Here is a 23,553-nt window from a genome sequence, read left to right as displayed (position 1 = left end):
GCACCAGCCCGGTCATGCCGGCGCCTTGGCCGGTTGCTGTCGCTGCAGCGTTTGCCTGATCAGATCGACGATCTCCGATGTCCGTTCGGGAAACTCGGTCGCCCAGAGCGCGAGGAATGCGTGGGCGACGTCGTGGGCTGACAGAAATCCGAGGTCTTCACCGATCTGCTGAAAGATCACGTGGACATCGCGGTTGGTCGTCTTGCGTGAGCGGACCACAGAAACCACACGCTGCTGCCGGCCCAGTGGCAGCCTCAGCAGCATCGTCAGCCTCGCTGCGAGTTCGTCGAGGCGGGAACAGACATCGTCGAGGACGGTGCGCTCCGGATCGAAGTCTCCGGGCAGGAGGTGAATGTGCTTGTCGCGGTCGGCGAGCTCGGTCTGATCGCCGTCCAGGAAACAGATCGCGGGCTGCCAGGTGGTGGGGATCGAATTATGGTGCAGCGTAGCGCTCTTCGCTACGGTGGCGCCGCTCATCGGATGGATCTCGATCATGTCCATCTCGATATCGCCGTCTCCGCGCAGTGCTGTTGCCACCAGATCCTGGGCGAACTGATCCTCGACGAAGACCACGACATCAGCCTCGACCTGGCCGGTGATCGCACGCAATGACCGAACGTCGAGCTTGCCTTGGATCACTCTGTCGGTCAGTGCAGCCCAGATCGCCTCCGCGGGTAACGGGGCCAAGGCATCGTTGGAGTGGGTGGTGAACACCACCTGGCATTTCCGGCGGTACGCCACATCGATCAGGTACTCCACCATCCGCTGGGTTGCCACCGGATGCAGGCCATTCTCGATCTCCTCGATCAGGATCAGACTGTTGTCTTCGGCGGCCTCGACCTCGGCAATGATGCGGATGACGCTCGCCTCGCCGGCGCCGAAATGGAACTCCGAGTATCCGTCTCCGTGCGGGGTGACCCCGGAGAAGATGCTCAACCGATCAGAGACATCGAGGAACAGCTGACGGAATCCGGTCAACGGCTTGCCGAGTACCTTCTCCGCTTGATCGATAACGTGGTCCGGGAGGTCGGTCTCACGCACCGCCTCGAAGGCGCTGCCGACCGCCCTCCGCAGATTCTGGCGTTCGCTGGCCGGCACGGTGCGTTCGACCCCGAAGATCAACACACGTCGATCGACCGCAGTCCGGTTCCACTTGAGCCGCCTGAAACTGGCTGTCCGTAACACCGGTAGCTTCCGGTTCAGACCTTTGTCGATCAGCTGGTACTCGATCGACCAGTTCTGCATGCTGTCGTCGTACTTGCCACTCTTGGCGAAGAACCGGCTGGGCGGGACCGAGCTGTAGGGGAGTCCCGCAGCACCGAGGATTGTCGACTTTCCACCACCGTTCGGCCCCACCACCGCAGTGACCGGGAAGTCGAAGCTGACTTCGACTCCGCGGAAGCCACGAACCTTGGTGAGCGTGAGCCGGCGGAGGTACTGACCGTAGTTGTCCTTGGCCACTTTGCCGACGAGGTCGTGGATCACCCCGTCCCTGATCGCTCTGCGAAACCTGCTCCCTGCGTGCATGACCACGACACCACCCCTGGCTCGCCACCCGGACGCCACTGCGCTCCGACCCGCTGACGATGATAGCGCGGTCAGGTTCCGTTCTTGGCGTGCGCAACACGGCGCTGGGTGAGGGATGACCGAAATCGGTTGTTGTCGAACGCGTCACGTACTCGATCAACGGTTCTCGTCTAGGCCACCGCGCGTACGGTGTCCGGCAGAACTAGGGCTGGCCACCGGAGATCTGAGGGAGGGCTGGGGACTGTTGGAGAGTGCGGGCGGCACGATCGAAGGCATTGATTCGGGAGAATTGGAGGTCCCAGTTCAGTCCGCTGTGGCTCGCGAGCTGGGCGTTGCCGTACTGCATGATCGGGAGCATCCTGTTGTTCTTGAATCGGCGGTCGGGGCCGCCGTTCACGTTGGCAAAGCGCCAGGTTGTGTCAACTCGGATGCCATCGGCCGGCACGGTTCCGGATTCGATGAATCGGCGGGTGGAGGGTTGGACCGAGAGGATTCCGTAGCTGACATCGCTGTATCGCTTGCCGGTGCGGACGAGAAGGCGGTCGGGGAGGAAGTGCAGCGCGTCGTGTCCGCTGGTGATGGTCGGGACAGCGACGTTGGTGACCAGATGTTTCGGGTGATCGAAACTGACCGTGACGGGAGTGCGGTCGAGAAGGCTGCTCGCGTTTCCGTTGATCTTTCGCTGGTGGACCGTGGCCAGACTGCCTTGTGCGTTGATCCGCCACTTTCCCTGTGAGGCTGCGTATTCCATCAGCGCCTCGTTGAGCGCACTGAACCATGCCGCGGGGTGATCGGCGACGTCATAGAAGACAACGACATTGCGCTCGATTTGGTCGTGCATGACCAACCACCAGGCCAGTGGAACTCCTGGTATCAGGAGGAGCAGGCCGAACGGCAAGGTCGCCAGTACGAGTATGCCGAGTAGGCCGCCGACCCACGGCGCTGTTCTCGCCTTACCGGCGGCCACGTTGAGCTGCTCGATCAGGTCACCGGGTCCGGTGGGCAGGAGCTGGGTGGCGGCCGCGCCGGTGAGGTCGGCCATGGGGATCGGAGCCGGATTCGGACGTTGCCAGGTTGTTCGTTGATTCGTGGTCGGAGGGCGTCCGCCGCCCAGGGACGCCCGGTAGTAGACACCGTGCGCGCCCGCGTGCACGTAGTTGCCACGGGGTCCGCTGCCGACCCGGAAACCGGGGACTCCCACGCTGACGCCGAGTCCCGATCGGGACAGATTGAACCTGAAAGGTCCGGCGTTCAGCGACTGACGAACGTAGATGCCCAAGTCTTCTCCAGTCCGGGTAGGTGGTGGCAGGCGATTGCAGGTCGTTCGATTCAGCAGAGAAGTTCGGACGTCTGTGCTTCGAACTGATCTCGTGTCGTGCCCAGAGTCCGTTACGGACCTACCTGTCGACTTTGCGGAACGCGCAGCCGCCGGACACTTCGACGCCCTGACCGTCCTCGGCGGTTAAACACCCTGGGCCGACGAGGTGTCGTTGTCGATGATGTTGGACATCGCACCGCTGGTCGGGCTACGCCGCAGCTCGTAGCAGCAGGAGCCGGCGCCGTCGGACTTGTAGGTACCTGCCCCGATGTCGGTACACGACATGGATGCCCGCAGTCGTCGTTGCGGCGCTGTTGGCGGTCGTCGGTACTGGAAGCGATACCGGGTGTCGGCAGATGAGCAGGCGGTGAGCGTGATCGCCGTGGCAGCGATCATCAGCGCGGGCAGTGCTGTCAGCGTGCAGGTGAAGGACGCGGATGGCTTCGTCTGGTCGTCGACGCCCGAGAAGGTGGCGACCGATCCCCACCTCCTGCCATCGCCTGGAGATTCCTACCTCAAGGCCGACGATGTGACGGTCGGGTCGGAGGGGCGGGTCGTGTGCTGCAACCCGACGGTGAACGGCCGCATTGCTGGCAACCTGCGTCTGGCGGCTGCTGCCTTGATGCGCTTGCTACTACGAGTCGTCGTGTGACGCTTGGAAGCCGATAGTCGCTGTGCGGCCGGCTGTGTTCGCGACCTGTGGCGGAATCGTTCGTCTGTGACCCGATGTGAACTACAGTGTGAAGTATGGCAACGCCGACTCATCCCTTCGCTGTGTCGGAGCCCGGCAGTGTCCCGCTGCGTGAGGCTCCGCTGGTGCGTGCAGTCGGTCAGATTCGATTCCCGAATCTGACGCGGTTCGCGGTGGACGGTGACGCTGTCGCCACGTTGATCGGGGCGGAACTCGCGCAGCGTTATCCGCTGATGCAGGTCGGTCACGAGGTTGCTGAAATCCTGACCGCCGAGGGCGTGTCCCAGGAGCGCAGATCCTCGCGAATCTGGCGGCTGACCAGCTCGGATCGGCATTGGCGAATTACCTTCAGTGGTTCGTTTCTGAGTGTCGATACATCGAACTACCGGCGACGCGAAGAATTCGTCGAGCGTCTCGTCGAAGCGTGGGCGGCATTGTCATGCCATGTGAAGGTTCCATCCATCGATCGGATCGGAGTGCGTTATGTCAACCAGTTGACCGACAAAGATCAGATCGATCGGATTCGGGAGCTGATTCGGCCAGAAGTACTCGGAGTGGCCGTTGCGCGCCAGCCGGAAGAAGCTGAGCTGATCTCTGCGCTGACTGAGGTTCAGTACGGGTTCGGGGACGGTGCTTCTTTCACTTCGCGCTGGGGGTTATTGCCTGCCGGCACCGCGGTCGACCCAGAGCTCGATGTGTTCGACTACCCGACCTGGGTGCTCGACATGGACTCCTTCCGAGAGTTCGACCTCGGTGAACCCGCTGGTGGCGACTTGCGTGAACTCATTCTGGAGTTGGCGTTGCGTGGCTATCAGTTCTTTCGGTGGACTGTGACCGAGGAAGGACTGACGGAGTTCGGGGGCGATCATGGGATCTGATGCGGTAGTCGGTCCGGCGAGCGCAGCCCGACAGCCACAGACTGGGCGCCATCGGGCAGTCAGACCTAACCAAACCCGGGCGTGGGGCTGGGGGGCTGCTGCACTGACGGCATACACGTTTCCCGCTGTGCTCACCGGGACGGCGTCCGGTGCTGTGCCTCCGCCGTTGGTGGAGTCAGTGGTCACAAGTCGCACGGACTTCGGCTTGCCTGAGAGTTTCAGTCCAGCTTCTCGTGAGGCCGGTGCGCCGGACTCGAAACCTGCAGTCAACCAGCGATCTGACCGCGATGAGATCGTCTGGGTCAAGGAGTGTTCAGGTCTGACCTGGGACCAGTTGGGCAAAGTCTTCGGTGTTTCCCGGCGAGCAGTACACATGTGGGCAAACGGTGGCCGTATGAACGAGTCGAATGCCCTACGGCTACGGGAATTTTCGGCAGTTGTGCGAACCCTCGTCGATGCCTCTTCCGGTGGGCTGGCCCCGGAATCGGTCAGGGCGCGGCTCCTCGAAGTTGGCTCGGATGGTATGAGCGTTGTCGGTCGCCTACGTCGCGTGCACTCCGCAGGACAGTCCTGGGGCGCCCCGTTCGGGCCAGAGTATTTCATCGATGCTGTACGGGAAGGTCAGGGCAAAGACTAGTGTCGGTCGGCGGCGGGAATCTCGATGGGAATTCTTCCGGTGTCACAGGCTCCGTGGGGGCCGCTGCTCTTGAACCCCTTCCTGACCTGGGCGATGGCTGCCGGTCATGGGCACAAGGCGATGTCTTCGACGGGGCGCAAACCTTTGTCTTCGATCACCTCTGGATGCCGAGGCCGCGTGGCGAAAGACTCGCCGCCATCGTCAGTCAGACGTGTGATGCTGCACAGCCCAGTCGGCGAACGGTTCAGATCGCACCAGTCGTGCAGCTGGCCGGATCGATCGAGAAGGAAGCGGCCGCTGGCAAGCGGACTCAATACGTGCCGGTGCCTGCGCTCGGGCCGGGATACTTCGTGGATCTCGATGCGATCGTGTCGGTCGACAAGACTGCGTTGGTGCTGTGCCTTCGGCGCCGCGGAGTCGAGAACGACAAGCAGAAGCGTGAGTTCGCATTTGCGGTTGCGCGAAGGTTCGGACGGTTCGCCTTCCCGGACGAAGTCGTCGCGTGCTTCGAACCGTTGGTTCAGGTTTTGCGAAAGAAGGCGCGCAAGGAGAACTCGCCACTCGGTCGCGTCCTCTCCGACGTGCAGTCGATACGTGTCCATTGTGAAAACTGGGGCATGACACCGTACGAATTGACCTTGATAGTGATTCTGGAGGCGGATGTTCTGCCGTCCGATCTCGACGCAGAGGTCGATCTCTCAGTAGTCGCCGGCAATGCTGCGGACCCGCTGAGCGTTCGTAACGAGAGGTACGTCAACTACCTTGCGGCCGAGGGCCGTACCGAGGCCGAGCGGCAGGCAGGGTGGTACCTGTTGGCTGACGGATGGGCTGCTCAGTGCGAAGAGAAGGCCCGATCGGTCGTAGCGGCCGGAATCATAGGTTCGGTTCGGGCGGAGATCGATGCAGTGGACAACTTTCCTTTCTCCCGGGTTCTGGTCACCGAGGGGCTCGACCTCGACTACCTCAGTGATTCCCGAAAACCATTGTCATAGTTGGGCTCTGATTGAGGTTGACCCATCACGCCAATGGTGAGAGCGGTGTCCACTCGGACACGACCTGAACGTGCTGTCCGTACCTCGAGATGTCTGACCAATCCGCATAGTCCGCGAAGGGCAGCCGGTCCGCGACAGCGTCGGTGACCGTCGTGTACCAGTCACCTTCCTCGCTTCCGCTCGAGCAGATGTTGATCGCCGCCAGGTAGTGGCCGCCCATGGTGAAGCGGACGACAGCGAGCGATTGGCGGGGCCGCGCATCTCCGCGAGGGTCGACAGGCGCGAATCCTGTTGCGATATCGAAATTCCGGACACGAGTGCCGAGACTCGCCCAGGACATCACCCGTGTGATCGCGCCGCCGTTCCCCGTCGATGTGGTTTCCCAGCTTGCGCCGCGGCGCACTGCCACGTAGTTGTAGCCGCCCCTGCTGAAACGCAGGACCGAGCCATCCGGGGGTTCGACCGGCAACGGCTTCGACACGGGTTGCACGAGGGGAATCGGGGTGAGTGCAGGCATCGCCGCGGTGAGATCGTAGGAGAGCGGATCGGACATTTCTGGGCAGAGCCGCGGACTCGTGACAGCTGGGCCGTCCAGCACTTCCGGCGATGCTTCGTTGGCCTTGATGCTGTCGATGCGGATCTTCGCGGCGACTGCCGAGCCGGTGATATCGCCCCAGCAGGCGGTGACGAGTCCCCGTCGCTCGAGATGCTGGATCAGCGGTGCGAATCGCTGGCTCATCTGCGGAGTCAGCTGGCCGACTCGTTGGTTGTCGACCCGCACCTCCACGTGAGATTTCGCTTTGCCTGACTCCGGCGTGTTCTCGTGGAGGGTGACGATCAGGACGCCGTGTCCACCCGTGGGAACGAATTTCTGGAGTACGTCGAAGTGTTCGTGCTCCTTGGTTACCTGCACGATCGCCGAGCGGGGCAGAATCGTGTACGGGACGGCTGGCGGTTCGTTCAGCGGAATCGCGTCGCACGCCTCGCCGAGACCGAGCTGCACCGACGCCCTGGCCTCGGTTCCGTCCCACCCGTCGTACTCGGAATACCAGATCCGGCCGGAGGTGGTCGGGATGAATCCGGAGGCGACGATGCGCCTGATGGGACCTGCCCAGCTCAGCGCAGTCTCCGCGTCCAGGTATCCGATCGTGCGCCGCTCGACGCGTACCGATATCGCCCAGGGACCCCGCGATCCGGAGGGCTCGGGAATCAGCTCGACCTCGGGCGTCAGCTCGAACCGATCGTCGGGCAGCGGGTCCGGGAGAAGACTCCGAATCGCCGGCAGATGCTCATCGGCCACTTCGAGTTCGTGGTCACGCCAGCTCCGTGGCGGGCCCCACAGGCGATACGTCGAGCCGACCTCGTGCACGAGTTCTTGTGCGACGGGAACGCTCGCCGGCTCAGTCCGATCGAGAGGTTCCGCCTCAGCTTCGTCGTCTACCTCGACACCGAAATCTGTTGCCAGGCCAGCAAGTCCGGAATCCCAACCTTGCCCCACCGCCCGGACCCTCCACGCACCGCCGCGCCGGTAGACCTCACCGAAGACGAAAGCCCTTTCTGTGGTCGCATCCGAGGTGACGTATTCGGCCAGGGACCGACCAGCGTCATCAAGGATCTCGAAGGTGAGATCGCCCAGCCTGCCGAAACTTCCCACCGAGACGCTGCCGGCGAGCGCCACAGTATTGACATGGTCAGGAACAGTGGGCAAGTCGATGACAATCCGGGCCCGCGTAGCCCCATCAGCGCGCTCGGTGCCTTCGAACCGTACCGAGCCATCTGCGGACCGTGGTTGGTTGTAGAAGACGAAATCGGCGTCGGAACCGACTTTTCCATCGGCGCCCAGCAACAGGGCGGAGGCGTCCACGTCAGTACTCGAGTCGGCCCAGCCGATGATGACTTCGACGCGGTTCGCGTCGGCGGGCAGTGGGAGGTTCTGTCCGCGCAGCAGCGTCGGTGGCGTCACGGGTTCGGTGTCCTTATCGGTTCGGTGGTGGCCTGCGGAGCTCTGCCATGATCTCGTATCGTGCCTGGAGCCCGTTACGGATCTACCTGTCGATCTTGCGGAACGCACAGCCGCCGGAGGCCTTGCCTGCGGTGAACGCGGTGCGCCGCTCGTTGATGTCGGCTGGCCGAACCGAGTGTCATTGGAAGTTCAGAATCGGGACTGATCCGCGGGACAAGAGTCGAATGCGGGACATCAGATCGAGGACGAACTCATCCTCGTGGAACGGTGTCCATCCGCCCCTGTGTCTGTGCGCTCTGACCTCATAGAACAGGCAGCGTCGCAGCATCAGCACGTCATCGGGCAGTGTGCCTTCCTGGTCCCAGTCGCTACGGATCGCCCGTACCGCTTCGCCGAGCCCCTCCGGCCCGCCGAATCCCCCGTAACCCGAGCACGTATGAGCGAACTCGATGTGCGCCTGCTCGTCGGAATTCTCTAGCGGCACCGCACAGTGCTCTGACATACCGTACTTCTCCTTCGGCTTACGACGGCCACTGCTGATGGCTGCCGAGTAGACCCCGTACCGCGCCCAGGGTTCGAGTATCAGAGCATACTGAGCGCTTTCCAGCCTTCCGATGAAAGCCGTTGAGGCACCGTAGGTTCAGCAGTGCACGGGCTTCTTCGATCAGTGCGCAGCGGCGGCAGTCACGGCTACGACATCCTGCGAGGTTGCAATCACCTGGACGGCACGGGCGGGTAGAGCCTGATCGCGACCGTGGCGGCAAGCGGTTCCAACGCTGTCCTGATCAACGGGCCGACTTCCTCCCAGGTGAGTCCGCCGTGCCCGCAACCGAGTGCGGGGATCGCGATCGACTGAATTCGGTACCGCTCGATCGTCTCGACCAGGGCGGGTAGGCCGACGGACACGTCATCGAGTCGGCTGGCCGAGCGCCAGTGTCGCTTCGTCGGGAAGTTGACAATCAATCGCGGCCCGCGGGTAGCACCGGTTTCCCACACGAACATTCGGCCGACGTGGAGACCACCCATCCGCGCTGTGCGGGCATACTCCCGGACCATATCCGGGTAGGCCTGCTTGAACCGCAGCGCGATCCCCTTGCCCATGACGCCGACGGTGTTGACTGCCTTGACAAGAGCTTCGGTGTCGGCATCGAGGAGGCTGCCGGACTCTTCGCGGATCATGGGGGCGAATGTACGAGGACCATCCGACAAGTGCGGGCGCGCGGAAGGTGAACCGCCCCGGGTTCGGCGCCCACCGCCTTCTTGGGAAGGATGGGCAGTCACTACCGTGGTGGCCGCTCCGGACGTGCCGAACCCGCGGAAGCATCAACGTAGCGCGTCGTCGACCGCTCCGATCGGCTGCGACGGATCAATCCCTCTTGGTCGGAGTGGTAGACCGGCCGTGAACGATCGGCGAGATACGCCCTTGCATAGGTACTTTCATCGTCGACCGTGATCACGTCGCAGGTGCCGACAAGGACGGGTGGTAGCTCGGCGCCGAGATGCCTCCGATGGGGTACGAAGATCGCCTCGGCGCCAATTCGCCGGACGATGGCTATGAGTGTGGTGAGGGGGTCGGCCGTTCGATCCGTGAATACGATGGTCTTGGCCAGGTTGTAGCCGTACCGCTTCGCCAGCGATCGTATGCGGATCTCATCCCAGTTCTGCGCCGCGCCGGACAGGTCGGACCGGAGGTAGCCGAGGGCGATGGGCCTCATCTTGTGATCTCCGATCGTGGCACGTCGAGCATGGCTTGTCCGGTGGGAGTCTTCGTGTAGGCATGGCCGGACAGGGAAAGTTCCCAGGCATTCCGATGGGGTGGTTGTCGGAGGAACCCGATGTGGTGGAGCGATCGCAGTGTGCGTCGGGTTCGTCTGATGGAGAGCCCGGTGTCAGCGGCGATCTGGCGGTCGATGAGCTGTCCGCCGGGTTGCAGAAGGCGGAGGATGAGTGCTTGATCGAGGATGGCGGTCATCGGCGAGTCCTGTCGGCCTGCATTGTTGTCGAATCCGAGCGAACTGCTTGTCTGGGGATCACGAGCCCCCCTTCGTGGTCGGTGATCTGAAGGTATTGATCCGCGAGGGGCACCTGAACTACGTCCGGGACACTTCTCCGGACATTTCAAAGGCACTGGTATGTCCCAGAAATGGGACGTATGGTGGCAGCATGTCCCACCGCTTGGAATCGGCGATGCTTCGTGCGCGACTGGATTCGGTTGCGTTGGCTGAGGCTGTCGGCGTCGACGCGAAGACCGTCAATAGGTGGCTGGCCGGTCGTGTTCCGCATCGGCGAACACGGTCGGTGGTCGCGCGGGTGCTGGGTGAGGCCGAAGATTTGCTGTGGCCACAGACGCGTCGCGATCTTGCCGCGGGAGGCGCAGCGACAGCCGAGGTACTGGGTGCTTACGCCCACCGGGCAGACATTCCCAACGACCTGTGGACCTCGCTGCTTCTCGGGGCGCGCGGGCAGATCGACATCGCCGGATACGCGTATCCCTTCGTATTGGAGCTGTTGCCCGACGCTGGAGAAATTCTCGCGGAGAGATGCCGCAACGGAACCCGCGTCCGGTTGGCGTTCGCCGACCCGGACTGTCCTCATGTGGCTGAGCGTGACGCGTTGGAGCAGATGAATGGAACTCTCGCCGGCCGAATCCGTAATGCGCTCAGCATGTTGGGACCGCTGACCGACACGCCAGGGTGCGACATCGGACTACACACGAGCCACCTGTACAACTCAGTCTTCCGATTCGACGATCAGATGATCGTCACGCCGTACCTTCTGCGGGCGCGCGGATATCAGCACCCGGCGCTCCACCTGCGGAAACTATCGCCGCACGGGATCTTCTCCTCGTTCGCCGAACAGTTCGAACAGATTTGGGGCTCGGTGACTCCCTACGCGCAAGGACGTTCGCATGAGTTCACGGCGTGACTACTACAGGGATCCGAATGCTCCGAAGGCCAACAGTCTTGTTCCAGGCGCTTCGGTTCTGGTCACGGACGGTGTGGGCCGCATCCTGATGCAACGCAGGGGTGATTCGGGAAACTGGTCGTTGCCGGGGGGAGCCATGGAGATCGGGGAAACCCTCGAACAGTGCGCGGTTCGCGAGACAAAGGAAGAGACCGGGCTCGACGTCGAGATCACGGGGCTGCTGGGTATCTACACCGATCCGGAACACGTCATCGAGTACGGGGACGGAGAGGTGCGGCAGGAGTTCGCCGTTACTTACCTCGGCCGGCTTCTGGGTGGCGAGGTCGCGGTGAGTAGCGAGTCAACTGAGGTTCGGTTTGTCGGGGTGGACGAGCTGGCGGACCTCCCGGTGCATCCGACTGTTCTGGTCCGCATCGCCCACTTCAAGGAAGACCGAACAGCTCCTTACCTCGGGTGACTAATGATCGGATGGAAAGAACCGCCCAGACGCTCGGATTCAGTGTCCCTTCCCTCTCGCCAGGGTCAACAGGACTCCAATGCCGAGGGTCCCATTCGCTGGGGGACGTGCCGCCTTGACTCGTACTGACAGCGAAGTACCCCGAACGTCGAGGTACTCGAACTGTCCGTACAGTCCCGCCTTCCTCCTACCGTGGGATCAACAGCACATCAACAACGACACGCCCAAGCACTAAGTAGAAATCGCAAACCTTTGCAACATGTTCAGAATCAGGGAACGTCGTACCCGCTGTTGGGTGGGCTATTCCGTTCCGCTCCTTCATAATCTTGTCGAGAAAATTGACAGCCTCACTTCTGCAGCCGCGGTCGTCGCCTTTTTCGAGGTGGGCCTTGAGTTGCGCTTGCTTTCCTATTTCCTGCCATATATCTGCGATGCCTACCCGCTTGAATATGTTTGCGAATACACGACTATTCATGTTTGACTCGGTAATTGATAGCGGCTTTGATGGCACTGATTCCAAAGCGTCGCGCCCTTCTAGGTTAGCAGCCAAAGCAACCACTAACCCTTCTGCCTCGGGCCTCGTGTATCCGAATTTTTCTGGGCTCTTAGCTACGGTGAGTACCTGCTCGTACAGCTGTTGGCGAAGGTCTGTGGGAAGTTCGGAATACGATGATGCTTTCTCGGTAAGACTGTCCGCAACTGCGACGACGAGGTCTCGTACGAAATATTCGAAGCGTCCGCAAAGGTAGAGGAGTAGCGATCCGGAGAGAAGCGGCAAATCTGTGCGGACCGCCGGTGCGAGCTCAAGCAAGCTCCTCGCTTCGTTCCACTGTTCATGCTCGTCAGTTGAAAAGGGTGGCGTCGAAGCGGCAAAATCTTTGAAAGAGTCAACTAGCACCAGGAGCTCTTTTGCTCGGGCTAGGTCCCGACTAAATTCCGAAAGGACCGCATTGAATGGCGACATTGGAATTTATGCACCTGCCCCAAGGATTGATGTGGCAAGGTTGACGCGGTCGTGGACGGCGCCGATCGTGTTTCCCCTGCCTACCAAAACATCGTAGGAGTCTCGGTGCGAGAGTGCATCCTCGAGAGCTGAAGCGATCGCGGTACCATCGAGGCGGGCGCATCTAGTATCAAGCTGGCTAAATGCAACCATGAGCGCATCGTAGAGTGGCCGACTCAAGCGGCTGTTTGTCGGCAGCCTGAAAAGACTATCGCCGAAAATTCCGAGAAGCCCCCTCAGTGAAGTCTGAAACAGATCTGAAAGTCTGTCGATTTCCTTTTCGTTTGCCTGCGCGTTCGCTTGCATATAGTTGTCAAGAATTGCCCTAAGTGACCCTTGTCGATCGAACTCTATCGCGTCACGGAGTGCGAAGAACCTCAACACGAGCTCGGCATCGGCCATCGAAGCGAATAGAGCATTTCGCAGGAGCTCGTCAGATGGGTGGCGCTCCTCGCCCTCTGAGTAAGGAGGGATATTCCATGCAGTTGTGAACGCGGAGGTTCGCGCCATTCTTATAAGAAGTGCATTTAGGCTGCCTGGGTGAAGGGCATTTCTGAGCTCCTGTGGATTGAGTCGAATTCCACCAGTGTTTAGCCTGTCAAACAGAACTCTTCTGACATCGATGTCGTCGCCGTTATCGCTGCTCGGGGCATTTGTTTCGGCCAGTAGGACAACTGCAGGCAGGCTGCGTCGAAGGAGTCCCTTCTTTAGGACATCGGGTAGCTCTTTGAAGCGCTTTCCGTTCAGTTCTGACCAGTACTCAAGTCCTTGAAGGCTGTACTCATTCGACAGGAATGCGCTGATTGCATCTAGGCGTTGCCGACCATCGATCACCTCGTAGGAGTTGTAGTCACGTTCATAAAGGAATATTGGTGGAACTGGGATATTCAATAGGAATGATTCGATCAGAAGGGACTTCTTCTTATTGGGCCACCTGAGTCGCCTTTGATAGGCTGGTGAAATATCGATCAACTCCCGGCCCGGCTGGAGGGCGTGTTGAAGATAGTCCAGCTGATAGTCTTTCGTTTCCCGAACAACCCGAAGTTGGCTCTTTGCATATTTGCTTGCCGGGTCGGCCTCCTCATTTTCAGGCTCGAAGAGATGTCCTTGTTCTTCCTCGTCGAACCATGCCTCGACGTCGATATTGTCTATTTCCACAGGTTGGCCCCAGTTCTGAATTCGAAGGAATTATAGCTCAGATGCTGCGTGTAGCTTGCGGGAGGTTGTGGCGGTAACTTCCGGTGACCGAGTAGAACTGGTTGTGGGCGTGGAGCATGTCCTGTTCGCGGTCGACTCCGGTGAAGGGTTCGACGTAGGTGATTCCGTCGACTGTAAGGTCGGTGGTGGGGATTGCTCCCTTTTTGCGGTATTCGGTAGCTAGTTTGGTGGGGAGTTGGCGGCCGGTGGGGTCGTAGAGGGCTTCGCGTTCGTATTTTTGGAGGACCGGGAATTGGGTTCGGTAGATTGTCAGTAGTTCTTCGGCGGTGATGTTCAGCATTACTGCCACGATTGCGTCGATCTCGATCAGGGCCTGGCGGCGGGCGGCGTCGGTGCGGAGGGGGGTGTGCCAAGTCCACTCCGGGGAGGTCTCGCCCAGTGGGGGTCTCGAGTGGTCGGGGGTGGGGATGGTGGGGACCCAGGAGTCCTGTTGCCAGGTTGGGTCGTACAGTTCGGACCAGAGTGGGGCGTACGCGGACGTAAGTGCGTTGAGGCGCAAGGTTCGGTGGAGCAGATTCGGTTCAAGTGCGTGGCCGCGAACATGCGGAAGTCGACGGATAACGCCCTGATTCAGCTCGGCGACACCAGCGACCTTGATCATGAAGTCTGCGACGATTGATGCCCAAATACCACCTGCAACAACGAGGTCGGTGTTGGACGGGAGTGCCGCGCTCAACACCGGGTGCACATGCGATGGCCCGGGCGGAATGATGGCGGAGTGCAGGGTGCGGACTGTGGCAGAGTCGGCCATGCGGCGCCAGGCGAGGCGGAAGTAGGACGAGCTTGGTTCGTTGTTCCACTTCGGGTAGGCGGTTTGGTATTCGGGGAGTGGGCGGGCAGGCTGGTAATTGGTTCTTGGGATGAAGTTTTCTGGGATCGACGTGAGGTCGATGGGGGAGTAGTCGCCTGCGCTGCGCATTGTAGGGTTTGGCTGCTGGAACAGCGGACGTGCGACCGTAAGATGCGGGCCTTGGAGAATTGCGCCGTCCCACGTCGACGGAATCGCCGATGCAGATTCGAAGAAGCCGAGCCTTCGGTCACGATCTTCCTCCCAGCCGCGAGTCCACTGGAATGCGACGTCCGAGAGGCGAGGAGCGAGAGCGATCTTGTTTAGCACGTCCGCGCTCGCGCGATTGACAGGATATAGCATGCGTGCCTCGGCGCTTGCAACTTCGACCTCATCTATTAGTGAGGACCAACTCCTGAGTACCTCGTCGTCAACATGCGTTATGCGTGCTGCATGTGGACGCAGATCCCAATTTTCGTCGCTATCGCGGATCGTGGGCTGTGGTCCTGATCCGTCGTGAACAAGCGAGCGAGACACCACGCTCGGCGCAAAGATCCATGCGGCATGAATGAAGTTGACAGCACACTCTGAGCCATAGACATGAATCCCAAATGTCTTCTTGTGGCCGATTTCGGGAAACTGATACGTATTGTTGTGGAATCTATAGTGGCGCCGCATTCGTCGATAACATACTTTGCGGAGCTGTCCCGCTCGCGATTCAGTGAAATGACTCTCCGGGTGAATCAGTGCGACTGTGCCGAGGTTTGACATAGATCGCCACGTGCGCTCGATAAAGCATCGATATAGATCAGGCTGAAGACCAGTTAAAACCGGTCTGTCCACGCCGGAGCGGAGATGGCTGCTAAGGCCCGCTTGACTCGCACGCTCATCAAGCAGTGTACGTACGGCGTCGGGCACAACCAGTGTCTGTGCGGAGCGTGACCGCTTTTCCGCCTCCGATGGCTTATGCGCCAACTGCCACCACGGATCAAACTCCGCCAAAACAGCTGACTCGTCCCAATCCGGCCGCACCCAGGGTGGGTTACCCACTTGCAGATCAAACCCACCCCGCGCGAATACCGGTGCGAAGTCCAACTCCCAATGGTGGAATCCCTGCGCCCGCGCGATCTCGGAAGCGACTGTCAACCAGGGGAAATCAGCAGCCGCCGCTGAGTACGGCCGTGCCCCCGTGAAGATGCGGTCGTTGTCCTCGGCAGCGTCGAGTTCGGTCCAGCTCATATCCCCGGTGATGCTTGTTTGGCCGCGGCGCTCCTGCAGCGTCGACTTCACCGGCGTACCCAGCAGTGCCTCCAAACCTCCAACCCACTGATCCCAATCCGGCGCGGGGATGTCCCCGGTCACCTGCCATGACCACAGGGCGCACCATGCGTCCATCACGCGGCGCAGGCGCTGGTACGGGCCGTTTTCGTCGTGCAGGACCGCTTCGATCTGTTCGCGGGAGACAGCGGGGACGTAGTCGGCTGGGTCGCTGCCCCAGAGGTGTAGGTCGCGGCGGATTTCGGATTCGGCGATGGTGAGGCGGCGCAGGGTGAAGTCCCAGAGGGTTTCCACGCGCTCCGCCAAGGTCGCCAGTCGCTTGACCAACGCTTTCGAGGGGGATGAGCGGATACTGTTGCGCCACAGGCGTAGTTCTTCGCGGGCGTCGGGGGCGTAGAGCTTTGCTTCGGCGGTGTCGATGATGGCGCCCCAGCCTTCGGCCGGAAGGAGGAAGTGGTGGATGCCGGTGCCGATGTCGGTGCCTATGGGGACATCCTTGGGGACGGTCTTGAGCCAAGCCTTCTTGGCGAGTTCGTTGGGGGTGTAGACCGCGCGGCGGGCGCCGATCAGGGAGTTGCCTCGGCGCAGGTGGAGGCCGAACCAGGGGGCCTGGAGGCCGGCGACCATGGTGTCGAGCCAGAGGGAGATTTCGGCGAGTTCGACGGCGGTGGCGTTGAGGTCTACGCCGTAGACCTGGTGGAGGGCGATGTGGGCCTTCACCTTTTGGAGTTCGACGGTGTATTGATCGGCGTCGATCAGCTCGCCCAGGTCCTCTTGCTTGCGCTTCAAATACTCGGCGGCGAGTTGGCGGACGGCCTCGATGGCGAAGGCGCCCGAGCCGAGGGCGGGCTCGCAGATGGTGAGGGAGAGGATGTCGTCGGGGGTGGTGCGGACGCCGTCTTGGTCGAGGAGTTCCTCGAGGGCTTGGGAGACGACGAATTTCGTGAGGACTTCGGGGGTGTAGTACGAGGCGGACTGTTGGCGTTCGCGGCCGGCGAGGCGGAAGACGAAGGTGCCCTTGGCGTGGACGACGGGGCGCAGCTCGCGGGTGGTGGGGTCTTCCACGCGGACGAAATCGGCTGCGGACAGGTGGTCGGCGCGGGTGACGGGGACCACCCAGGAACCCTTCTCCGGGTTGCCGTCCTTGGCTACCTCGTAGAGGTCCTCTTCGGCGAAGAAGCCGGTGTAGGACATCAGGCCCTCGTAGACGGCGCCGAGCTGGTTGATGCCGAGTTCGGCGTAGCTGATGAAGCCGCGGTCGGCGCCCTTGCGGGACTTGGATTCCTTGGTGAGCAGGAGGTGGGCGAGGACCTGTTGGGTGGCTTCGTTGCCGAGGCCGACCTCGTCGATCAAGGCGGTTGCCTTGGGTGAGAAAAGGTCTGCGCGCAAAGGGTTGAATTCGAGGCCCGGTGCGGGGTCGTCGGTGACGTATTCGCGGACGGCGGGCTGGTGGCCCTGGTCGACCAGGTCGAAGAGGCGTTTCAGTGACTCGTACAGGTGGGTGCCGGTGCGGGCGTGGTGGGAGACGAGTTCGGTGAGGGTGAGTTCACGGAGGCGGTCGAGGCCGTAGCCCTCCTCGTACTCGGCCGCGCCGGTGGGGAGGACCTGCATTTCCGGGGAGGCTTCGGCGTACAGCAGGAACAGGATTCGGTACAGGAAGCGCAGGGAATGCTTGGCCAGCTCGTTGCCATCGATGCGGTCCATGGGGAGATTGCGGGCGCGGCGGCGGCGGACCACTTCGTTGGCGATGATCTCGATGGAGAGGCGGATGCCCTCGCGGAGGTCCTTGGAGACGCCGACGGTGTGCTTCACCGAGTCTTCGAGGACGCCGGTCCACCAGATGTTGCCGTCGGGGTCGGGGCGCAGTGACTGGTGGCCGAATATTGCTGCGGTGCGGTCGATTTCGCCGCCGCGGGCGTCGTGGCGGCGTTCGGCGACGACGAGGAGGTCGAGGGCGAGGTAGCGGCCTTCGGCCCAGCGTTCGGCTTCGGTCAGCAGGAGCCAGCGGCCTGCCTGGACCACGACGAAGGCGGGTGGGGTGCCGGAGCGGTAGGCGGCGGAGACTGCCTTGGATGCCGATTCGAGGGGCTTGTTCTCCTCGGTGGCGGCGGTGATCAGGGTGCCTTCGCCGAGGAAGTCCTCGATGGACTCGACCGGGTTCGCCTGGATGAATAGCACGTTCGGGGTGCCGGTGAGCTGGGCGTCGGGGATGACCAGCTCGGAGCCGGCGCGTTCGGCGGTGAAGGGGGTCAGTTCGCCCTGGTAGCCGAACGCCTCGCGGACCATGGCGTGCGCCTTGGGGGCGGCTTCGGGGTTCTCGGCGAGGGAGCCCAGGATGGTGTGCAGGTCGCCGGCGGCAGACAGCAGACTGCTGCGGACGGTCTTGCGGCCTTCCTTGGCCTCGGCGTCCCAGGCTTTGCGGAGTTCCATGACCTTGCCGTGGAACGACTCCTTCACCGAGTCGGTGGTGAAGTAGTGCTCGCTGATCCAGTCCTCGCCGACGACGATGGAATCGAAGGAGGCCACGATCACTGGTCCTTTCCGGGGACGATCACCAGCAGGGGGCGCACCAGTTGCTGGGTGGGGGCGAGGGATTCGGCCAGGCGCTGTTCCTCGGCGATGCGGCGGGCGTAGGAGTCGACCTTCTTCTTCTGGCTGCCGAACAGTTCGAGTTGTTCGGCGCCGGAATGCCAGCGGTCGGCGCGGCGGCGCCACTGGGCCAGGCGTTCGTTGGCGGAGCGTTCCTGGTGGTCGAGGACCAGCTTCATCGACCTGGTGGCCTGGTCGACGGCGGCGGGGATCAGCTGTTGGAAGCGTTCCGGATCAGGGATGGGACCGGGGTTGGCGGTGTTGGGCCGCAGGCCGGTTTCGGTGAGCAGGAAGTCGAGGCTTTCCAGCGGGCTGGGTATCGCGAAGGTGGGGCGGTCGGGGTCGGGGAACTCGACGGTGGAGAAGACGCGGGAGACGAGCTGGCCGCGGCGGTTCATCAGGGTGCCCATCAGGACGACGGTGACGGCGTCGACGTCGCCGCGGATGGCGAAGATCTGGTTGCGGCCAAGGGCCGACAGGGCGCGGTCGCTGGCCCAGTCGAGGACCGGGTGCAGGGGGCCGAGGTAGTGGGCTTCGGGCCAGGTGGTGGCGTTGATGCCCTTGCCCTGGCGGGCTGCCCGCAGCTGGGCGTCGCCGACCTGGCGGGAGGTGGCGAGCTTGAGGCGCTGGTCGATCTGGCCCTTGTCGCGGTAGTTCTGGGGCAGATGGGCCAGGCGCTGGCGGAGGTCACGGGGTGGGATCAGTTCGGCGATACCGTGATTGGCGTGGACGGTCCAGCCGACGCCGCCGTTGTCGGGGGCTGCGTGGGGGACGTCGTTGAAAGCGGCGCGCAGCGCCTCGTCGAGGTAGTCGACGTCGGTGGGGTAGAGGCTCTGGCGGGGGAGCTCGGGGAGAGCGGCCGGTGGGTCCTGATCCAGCTGGGCGAAGAAGGCGTCGAAATCGTCGCCGTCGAGGACGTCTTCGACCGTCTTGACCTGGTCGTCCAGAGCTGTTTTGCGGGCCAGCACGTCGCGGATCGCCGACTCCTCCTCGCTGACACTGTGTTTGCCCATCAGGGAGGCGACGTCGCCGAGGGTGGTGTGGGCCTGGTTCTCGCGTTCGAGCAGGCGGGACAGTACGCGCAGGTCACCGGAGAACTCGGAATCCGACGGTTCCAGGATCAGCGAGGAGATGACCGGGGGGTACTGCTGGCCATACCGGTCGACGCGGCCGTTGCGCTGTTCGATGCGGATCAGCGACCACGGGATGTCGTAATGGATCAGGTGGTGGCACTGGGCGTGCAGGTTCACACCTTCGGACGCGACGTCGCCGGTGACCAAGACGCGGATCGGGGAGGTCTCGAGCTTGAAGCTCTCGACGATCTCTTGCTGTTCCACATCTGACAGGCCGCCGTGCAGCATCGCGATATTGGCCGGCTTCAGGTCGAGAGCGCCGGGCAAGAGCTCTTCGAGCCACTTCAGGGTGGCGACGCGCTCGGCGAAGACAACGGCACGGGTCGACGACTTCGGGCCGACACCGATCTCGTGGAGCCGGGTGATGAGCGCGGCTTGTTTGCCCGCGGTCTCGGTGAACGATTTGTCGTTCAGGTCAGCGAGGTTGGTCAGTGCGGCCAGCTCGGTGTGCTGCTCGGGCGTGTGCGGGCCGCCCTTCTCGCACAACTTGGCTCTACGCTGATCGATCGATTCACGGAGAGCCGCTGGCGAGGAGAGGAAGGCTTTGGCGAGAGTCCACGGGAACAAGCCCTTGGTTTCGCCGGAGTACGGCGATCGGCCGGACTCGGGGTGCAGCCAGACCTGCGAAAGTTCCTGCGCGACAGCATCCTCGGGACCCGAGGCCTTGACCAGCCGGTGGACGGGCTCGGCGCGTTCGGCCCAGTCGCTGCCGACCTCCGCGGCAACTTCGTCGTGGTGACGGTGCCTGCGGATCAGCAGGGATTGCACGTCCTGCTTGGTGAAGGAGCCATCCGCGGCGACAGCGGTCGGGTCGAGCAGGCGCAGTAGCTCGGCGAAGGATTCCTCGCGGCCGTTGTGCGGGGTGGCGGACGCCAAGATCAGGGCCTCGGTGTTCGGTGCGAGGACACGGGCGAGTTCGTTGTTCTGGGTGCCGACGTTGGTGAGGTTGTGGGACTCGTCGATCACGACGGCATCCCAGTGCTGGCGCTCCAGGTGGGCCTTGTAGCGCGGGCTCTTGAGGGTGTCGATCGAGATGATCGCGCGCTTGTAATAGGTGAACGGGTTGCGGGTGGCGGGGAGCTTCTGGCGGACCTTCTGGATACCGGCCGAGTCCAGGCGGACGAACGGCAGCGCGAAGCGGCACCACAGTTCGTGCTGCATCTGTTCCAAGACGTGCTTGGGGGTGACGATCAGGATGCGTTCGCCCCGGCCGCGTCGGACCAGCTCGGACAGGATCATGCCGATCTCGAGCGTCTTGCCGAGACCGACGGCGTCGGCCAGCAGAATGCGGGGCCGGATGTGCTGGGGATCAAGGGCTTTGGCCACCGCGGCACGCTGGTAGCCGAGGGAGTCGGCGAGCATGCGGGTGGAGACAGTGAGCGTCTGGTCGCCATAGGGGAAAGGTGTTTTTCGCAGGAGGGCTTCGAGCCAGAGCCTGGAATCCCGGTAGCCGGAAGAACCGTCGGGGACTACCTGGGCGAGGGCGGGGTCGAGCACCTCGATGCGGTCGAGACTGTCGTAGAACGTCGCCGTGGTGTCGGCGACCAGTTCCGACAGGCCGCGAACGCGGAGGAGCCAGCCGTCGGAGCCCTGCTCCGCCGAGGTCACCAGCCATTCCTCGTCACGGACCACAACGATCGAGCCGGGGGCCACGTTGAGCCCGCGAGGCTCGACGGTGTGGGTCATCGGGCTGCACTCCTGATGGGTCGACGCAGAGTCATCCAATGTAGTGCCGAAACGACATTCATTCGGAATTCTGCATGTTTAGATGCGGCGGGCATGGCAGGGTGGAGATCGGTGAACGAGCCTCGGGCGTTGCAGGCGATCGTGCCCCGAGCATAAATCGACGTGAAAACTATGTCAATCGATCACCGCCCGTGCTGGGCGCGATCAGGTTGTCGTGCGTTACCGTGGTCGTCACCAGGGCTTTGACAGGTGGGGAGGTGCGGGTGGTGGCAGACTCGGCGGGGGCGCCGACCGAGCTGACGGCTCGGGATGCGCCGCCCACAGAGCGCTCGGCCTATGGCGAGCTACGTGCGCTGGCTGCGGCATTCCAGGCGCCGGATCTGCCCGTCCTCGAGCCCGGTGAGAGTCCGTTGCCGACCGTGACGCTCGGCGAACTTGTCGAGGCGGGCGCCCTCACTGTGCTCGAATCGCCGCCGACGCTCGTGCCCACCGACGGTGGATCGGACATGCTGACCGCGAAGGACATTCGGCTCGGTCGTGAGGCGTCGAAGGTTTGCGACGCGCAGACGCCCGGCGCGGTTACGGCGCAGCCCGGTGACGTCGTGGTCGCGATGGGTGTACCGACTGTGGCGCGAGTTTGCACTCTCGGCGTGCTGGTTGCGCCGGGAGTTGCGGTGCTGCAAAGTAATCCGAATGTGATCGACCCGGTCTTTCTCGCCGGTGTCGTTCGAGCCGCCGGTGATGCGGCAGGCAAGCCGGTCGACCTGTTTGCGGTGAATTTTCCTCGATTGCCGCTCAACGGACAGCGTGACGTCGGCGCGGCGGTCGCCAGGCTGATGGACATCGAAAACGCTTGGCGTGCTCAGCGTCTGGCCATGGAGCGGTTGGTTGGTGCCGGTCTGACCGGTTTGGCCACGGGTACGTTGCGCGCCCACGCCGACCCGGGAGACCAGGGGGAATGAGATGACTCCGCGGATCGTGGCGCAGCGCTACGAACTGATCGAGGTCATCGGGCGCGGTGGCATGGGCCAGGTGTTTCGAGGCTTCGATCGCACGCTCAAACGCAGAGTCGCGATCAAGTTCATCCACCCCAGGCTTGCCGAGAGCGAGGAATGGGAACGGCGGTTCGTGCGCGAAGCCGAGCTGATGGCGCGTATGAGTCATCCCGGTATGGCAACGGTTTTCGACGCAGGCATCGACCCGGGGCCGCCGGAGCAGCCGTTTCTGGTCATGGAGTACATCGACGGGGTCACACTCGACAGCATTCTCGCCAGACGCGGCAACTTGCCTGTCGGTGCGGTCGCCGGAATCGCCGCCCAAACCGCAGCGGTGCTCGCTGAAGCACACGGGCACAGCATCTTCCACCGGGACCTGAAACCGTCGAATCTGATGCTGTGCGCCGACGGCACGGTGCGGGTGCTGGACTTCGGAATCGCCGTCGCGCTCGATGCGAGCCAGCCCAGGCTCACTCGAACGGGGTCGGGGATCGGTACGCCGGAATACATGGCGCCCGAACAGGTTCGGGGGAAGACGGTGGTGCCGCAAACGGACCTGTATTCGCTGGGGCTGGTGATGTATGAGCTGCTCACCGGGGTCAGGGCCATGCTCGGTGGGTCGGAGATCGACACCATGATCAACCAGGTCAATGCCGCCGCACCCGACCTCACCCAGGAACGCCACGATGTGCCCGAGGAGCTGGCGGTGCTGGTCTCGGGCATGCTCGCCAAGGATCCGCTCGATCGGCCGGCCGATGCGGCAACCGTGCACGCGGTGCTGATGCGCTACGTCGGTGCGCTCGACGGGTTGATGGAGCGGGCGGATCCGGCGAGCCCAGCTCGGCTGTATGCCACGGCGGTCGGGGCATCGGCAGCGACCCGGACGGCGCCGACTCAACTGCGCCAGGGTGACGATCCGGCTCCCGGATACGAGTTCACCCGCGGCGATATCGATCGGGCGGTTCGTCGTGCCCGCGACCTTGCCGACGAATCGAAGTACGTCCCGGCGGTCGGGGAACTCAGGGACGTGCTCGAGGTCGCCGTCCCACACCTGGGTGCTCGCGATGCCGACGTGGTCGACACGAGGATCCGGCTCGCCGATCTGTGTCTCGAATCCGGGGACTACATCCAGGCCGCCGCGATATACACCGAACTCATTGATGACCTCACCGCCGAGCGTGGACCCTACGACGATCAGGTCATGTTCTGTCAGCGGCAGCTGGCCACCTGTCAGGTCCACAGCGGCCAGGTCCGGGCGGCGCTGACCCGGTTGCGGAAGCTGCACGCACAGCTGGCCGCGTGGCACGGCGAGAACGATCCGCGGGTGGTGCAACTGGGGGAGATGATTGCCCAGATCCGGGCCGGATCAAGATAGCGGAAACCTCGGGTACCCATGTTGGATGAGATTCATGCTTGGTACCCGCTAACGAATCGGTAGCGATCGTGAGAGTCTTCATGGCACATCGGTAGCGCAGG

At 62.8% G+C, this 23,553-nt stretch carries 18 protein-coding genes; 7 read left to right on the top strand and 11 right to left on the bottom strand.

All coding sequences use genetic code 11. The annotated features are described in order from the left end of the window. Window positions 1-12: 12 nt before the first annotated feature. Entirely contained in the window at window positions 13-1,485 is a 1,473-nt protein-coding gene (locus AB0L91_RS33180; RefSeq protein WP_365016657.1) for an AAA family ATPase, read from the bottom strand. Window positions 1,486-1,729: 244 nt separating this feature from the next. After that, window positions 1,730-2,806 carry a DUF4236 domain-containing protein gene (locus AB0L91_RS33175; RefSeq protein WP_365016655.1) on the bottom strand — a complete coding sequence of 359 codons (1,077 nt, stop codon included), beginning with the start codon at window positions 2,804-2,806 and terminating at the stop codon, window positions 1,730-1,732. 406 nt (window positions 2,807-3,212) lie between these two features. Between AB0L91_RS33175 and AB0L91_RS33170 the strand changes: the two genes are divergently transcribed. The 3 genes from AB0L91_RS33170 to AB0L91_RS33160 all read left to right on the top strand — a co-directional run bounded on the left by AB0L91_RS33170 (window position 3,213) and on the right by AB0L91_RS33160 (window position 6,043). After that, on the top strand, window positions 3,213-3,497 hold the full coding sequence (locus tag AB0L91_RS33170; RefSeq protein WP_365016653.1) for a hypothetical protein: 285 nt from the start codon (window positions 3,213-3,215) through the stop codon (window positions 3,495-3,497). A gap of 95 nt (window positions 3,498-3,592) precedes the next feature. Further along, the gene (locus AB0L91_RS33165) at window positions 3,593-4,414 is read left to right on the top strand and encodes a TIGR04255 family protein (RefSeq protein WP_365016651.1); all 822 of its coding nucleotides are present in this window, start codon (window positions 3,593-3,595) and stop codon (window positions 4,412-4,414) included. Between the two features lie 690 nt (window positions 4,415-5,104). After that, window positions 5,105-6,043 (top strand): hypothetical protein, encoded by a 939-nt coding sequence (locus AB0L91_RS33160; protein WP_365016649.1) that lies wholly within the window; start codon window positions 5,105-5,107, stop codon window positions 6,041-6,043. Between the two features lie 25 nt (window positions 6,044-6,068). Here AB0L91_RS33160 and AB0L91_RS33155 read toward each other — a convergent pair whose 3' ends face one another. The 5 genes from AB0L91_RS33155 to AB0L91_RS33135 form a co-directional block, all read right to left on the bottom strand. Continuing rightward, on the bottom strand, window positions 6,069-8,006 hold the full coding sequence (locus AB0L91_RS33155) for a TerD family protein (RefSeq protein WP_365016647.1): 1,938 nt from the start codon (window positions 8,004-8,006) through the stop codon (window positions 6,069-6,071). A 178-nt stretch (window positions 8,007-8,184) separates the two neighbouring features. Further along, window positions 8,185-8,508, bottom strand: a complete 324-nt coding sequence (locus tag AB0L91_RS33150) for a hypothetical protein (RefSeq protein WP_365016646.1) — start codon at window positions 8,506-8,508, stop codon at window positions 8,185-8,187. A gap of 212 nt (window positions 8,509-8,720) precedes the next feature. Then, on the bottom strand, window positions 8,721-9,185 hold the full coding sequence (locus tag AB0L91_RS33145; RefSeq protein ID WP_365016645.1) for a macro domain-containing protein: 465 nt from the start codon (window positions 9,183-9,185) through the stop codon (window positions 8,721-8,723). A 101-nt stretch (window positions 9,186-9,286) separates the two neighbouring features. Then, window positions 9,287-9,721: a hypothetical protein gene (locus AB0L91_RS33140; protein ID WP_365016643.1), complete on the bottom strand. Its 435-nt coding sequence runs from the start codon at window positions 9,719-9,721 to the stop codon at window positions 9,287-9,289. Next, a complete protein-coding gene (locus tag AB0L91_RS33135; RefSeq protein ID WP_365016641.1) occupies window positions 9,718-9,978 on the bottom strand; it encodes a hypothetical protein in 261 nt (86 codons plus the stop codon). The genes AB0L91_RS33140 and AB0L91_RS33135 overlap by 4 nt, the downstream gene beginning before the upstream one ends. Before the next feature lie 191 nt (window positions 9,979-10,169). Between AB0L91_RS33135 and AB0L91_RS33130 the strand changes: the two genes are divergently transcribed. Both AB0L91_RS33130 and AB0L91_RS33125 read left to right on the top strand, forming a co-directional pair. Next, window positions 10,170-10,931, top strand: coding sequence for a hypothetical protein (locus AB0L91_RS33130; protein WP_365016639.1), 762 nt, complete (start codon window positions 10,170-10,172; stop codon window positions 10,929-10,931). Continuing rightward, entirely contained in the window at window positions 10,915-11,388 is a 474-nt protein-coding gene (locus tag AB0L91_RS33125) for an NUDIX domain-containing protein (protein ID WP_365016638.1), read from the top strand. Before AB0L91_RS33130 ends, AB0L91_RS33125 begins: the two co-directional genes overlap by 17 nt. Window positions 11,389-11,575: 187 nt before the next feature. On the opposite strand, the gene AB0L91_RS33120 is transcribed toward AB0L91_RS33125, so the two are convergent. From AB0L91_RS33120 to AB0L91_RS33105, 4 genes are all read right to left on the bottom strand, one after another. Beyond that, window positions 11,576-12,286: an MAE_28990/MAE_18760 family HEPN-like nuclease gene (locus tag AB0L91_RS33120; protein WP_365016637.1), complete on the bottom strand. Its 711-nt coding sequence runs from the start codon at window positions 12,284-12,286 to the stop codon at window positions 11,576-11,578. Between the two features lie 72 nt (window positions 12,287-12,358). Then, the gene (locus tag AB0L91_RS33115; protein ID WP_365016635.1) at window positions 12,359-13,549 is read right to left on the bottom strand and encodes a DUF262 domain-containing protein; all 1,191 of its coding nucleotides are present in this window, start codon (window positions 13,547-13,549) and stop codon (window positions 12,359-12,361) included. Window positions 13,550-13,586: 37 nt separating this feature from the next. Beyond that, the gene (locus tag AB0L91_RS33110) at window positions 13,587-18,200 is read right to left on the bottom strand and encodes a DNA methyltransferase (protein ID WP_365016633.1); all 4,614 of its coding nucleotides are present in this window, start codon (window positions 18,198-18,200) and stop codon (window positions 13,587-13,589) included. A gap of 2 nt (window positions 18,201-18,202) precedes the next feature. Beyond that, the gene (locus AB0L91_RS33105) at window positions 18,203-21,082 is read right to left on the bottom strand and encodes a helicase-related protein (RefSeq protein WP_365016632.1); all 2,880 of its coding nucleotides are present in this window, start codon (window positions 21,080-21,082) and stop codon (window positions 18,203-18,205) included. 101 nt (window positions 21,083-21,183) lie between these two features. On the opposite strand from AB0L91_RS33105, the gene AB0L91_RS33100 reads away from it, so the two are divergent. Both AB0L91_RS33100 and AB0L91_RS33095 read left to right on the top strand, forming a co-directional pair. After that, window positions 21,184-22,044, top strand: a complete 861-nt coding sequence (locus AB0L91_RS33100) for a hypothetical protein (RefSeq protein WP_365016631.1) — start codon at window positions 21,184-21,186, stop codon at window positions 22,042-22,044. A 1-nt stretch (window position 22,045) separates the two neighbouring features. After that, window positions 22,046-23,452, top strand: coding sequence for a serine/threonine-protein kinase (locus AB0L91_RS33095; RefSeq protein ID WP_365016629.1), 1,407 nt, complete (start codon window positions 22,046-22,048; stop codon window positions 23,450-23,452). The last annotated feature ends 101 nt before the right edge of the window (window positions 23,453-23,553 follow it).

The sequence above is a fragment of the Nocardia sp. NPDC051833 genome, assembly GCF_040681225.1.
Taxonomy (GTDB): domain Bacteria; phylum Actinomycetota; class Actinomycetes; order Mycobacteriales; family Mycobacteriaceae; genus Nocardia.
This window is presented reverse-complemented; position numbering and strand designations above follow the sequence as displayed.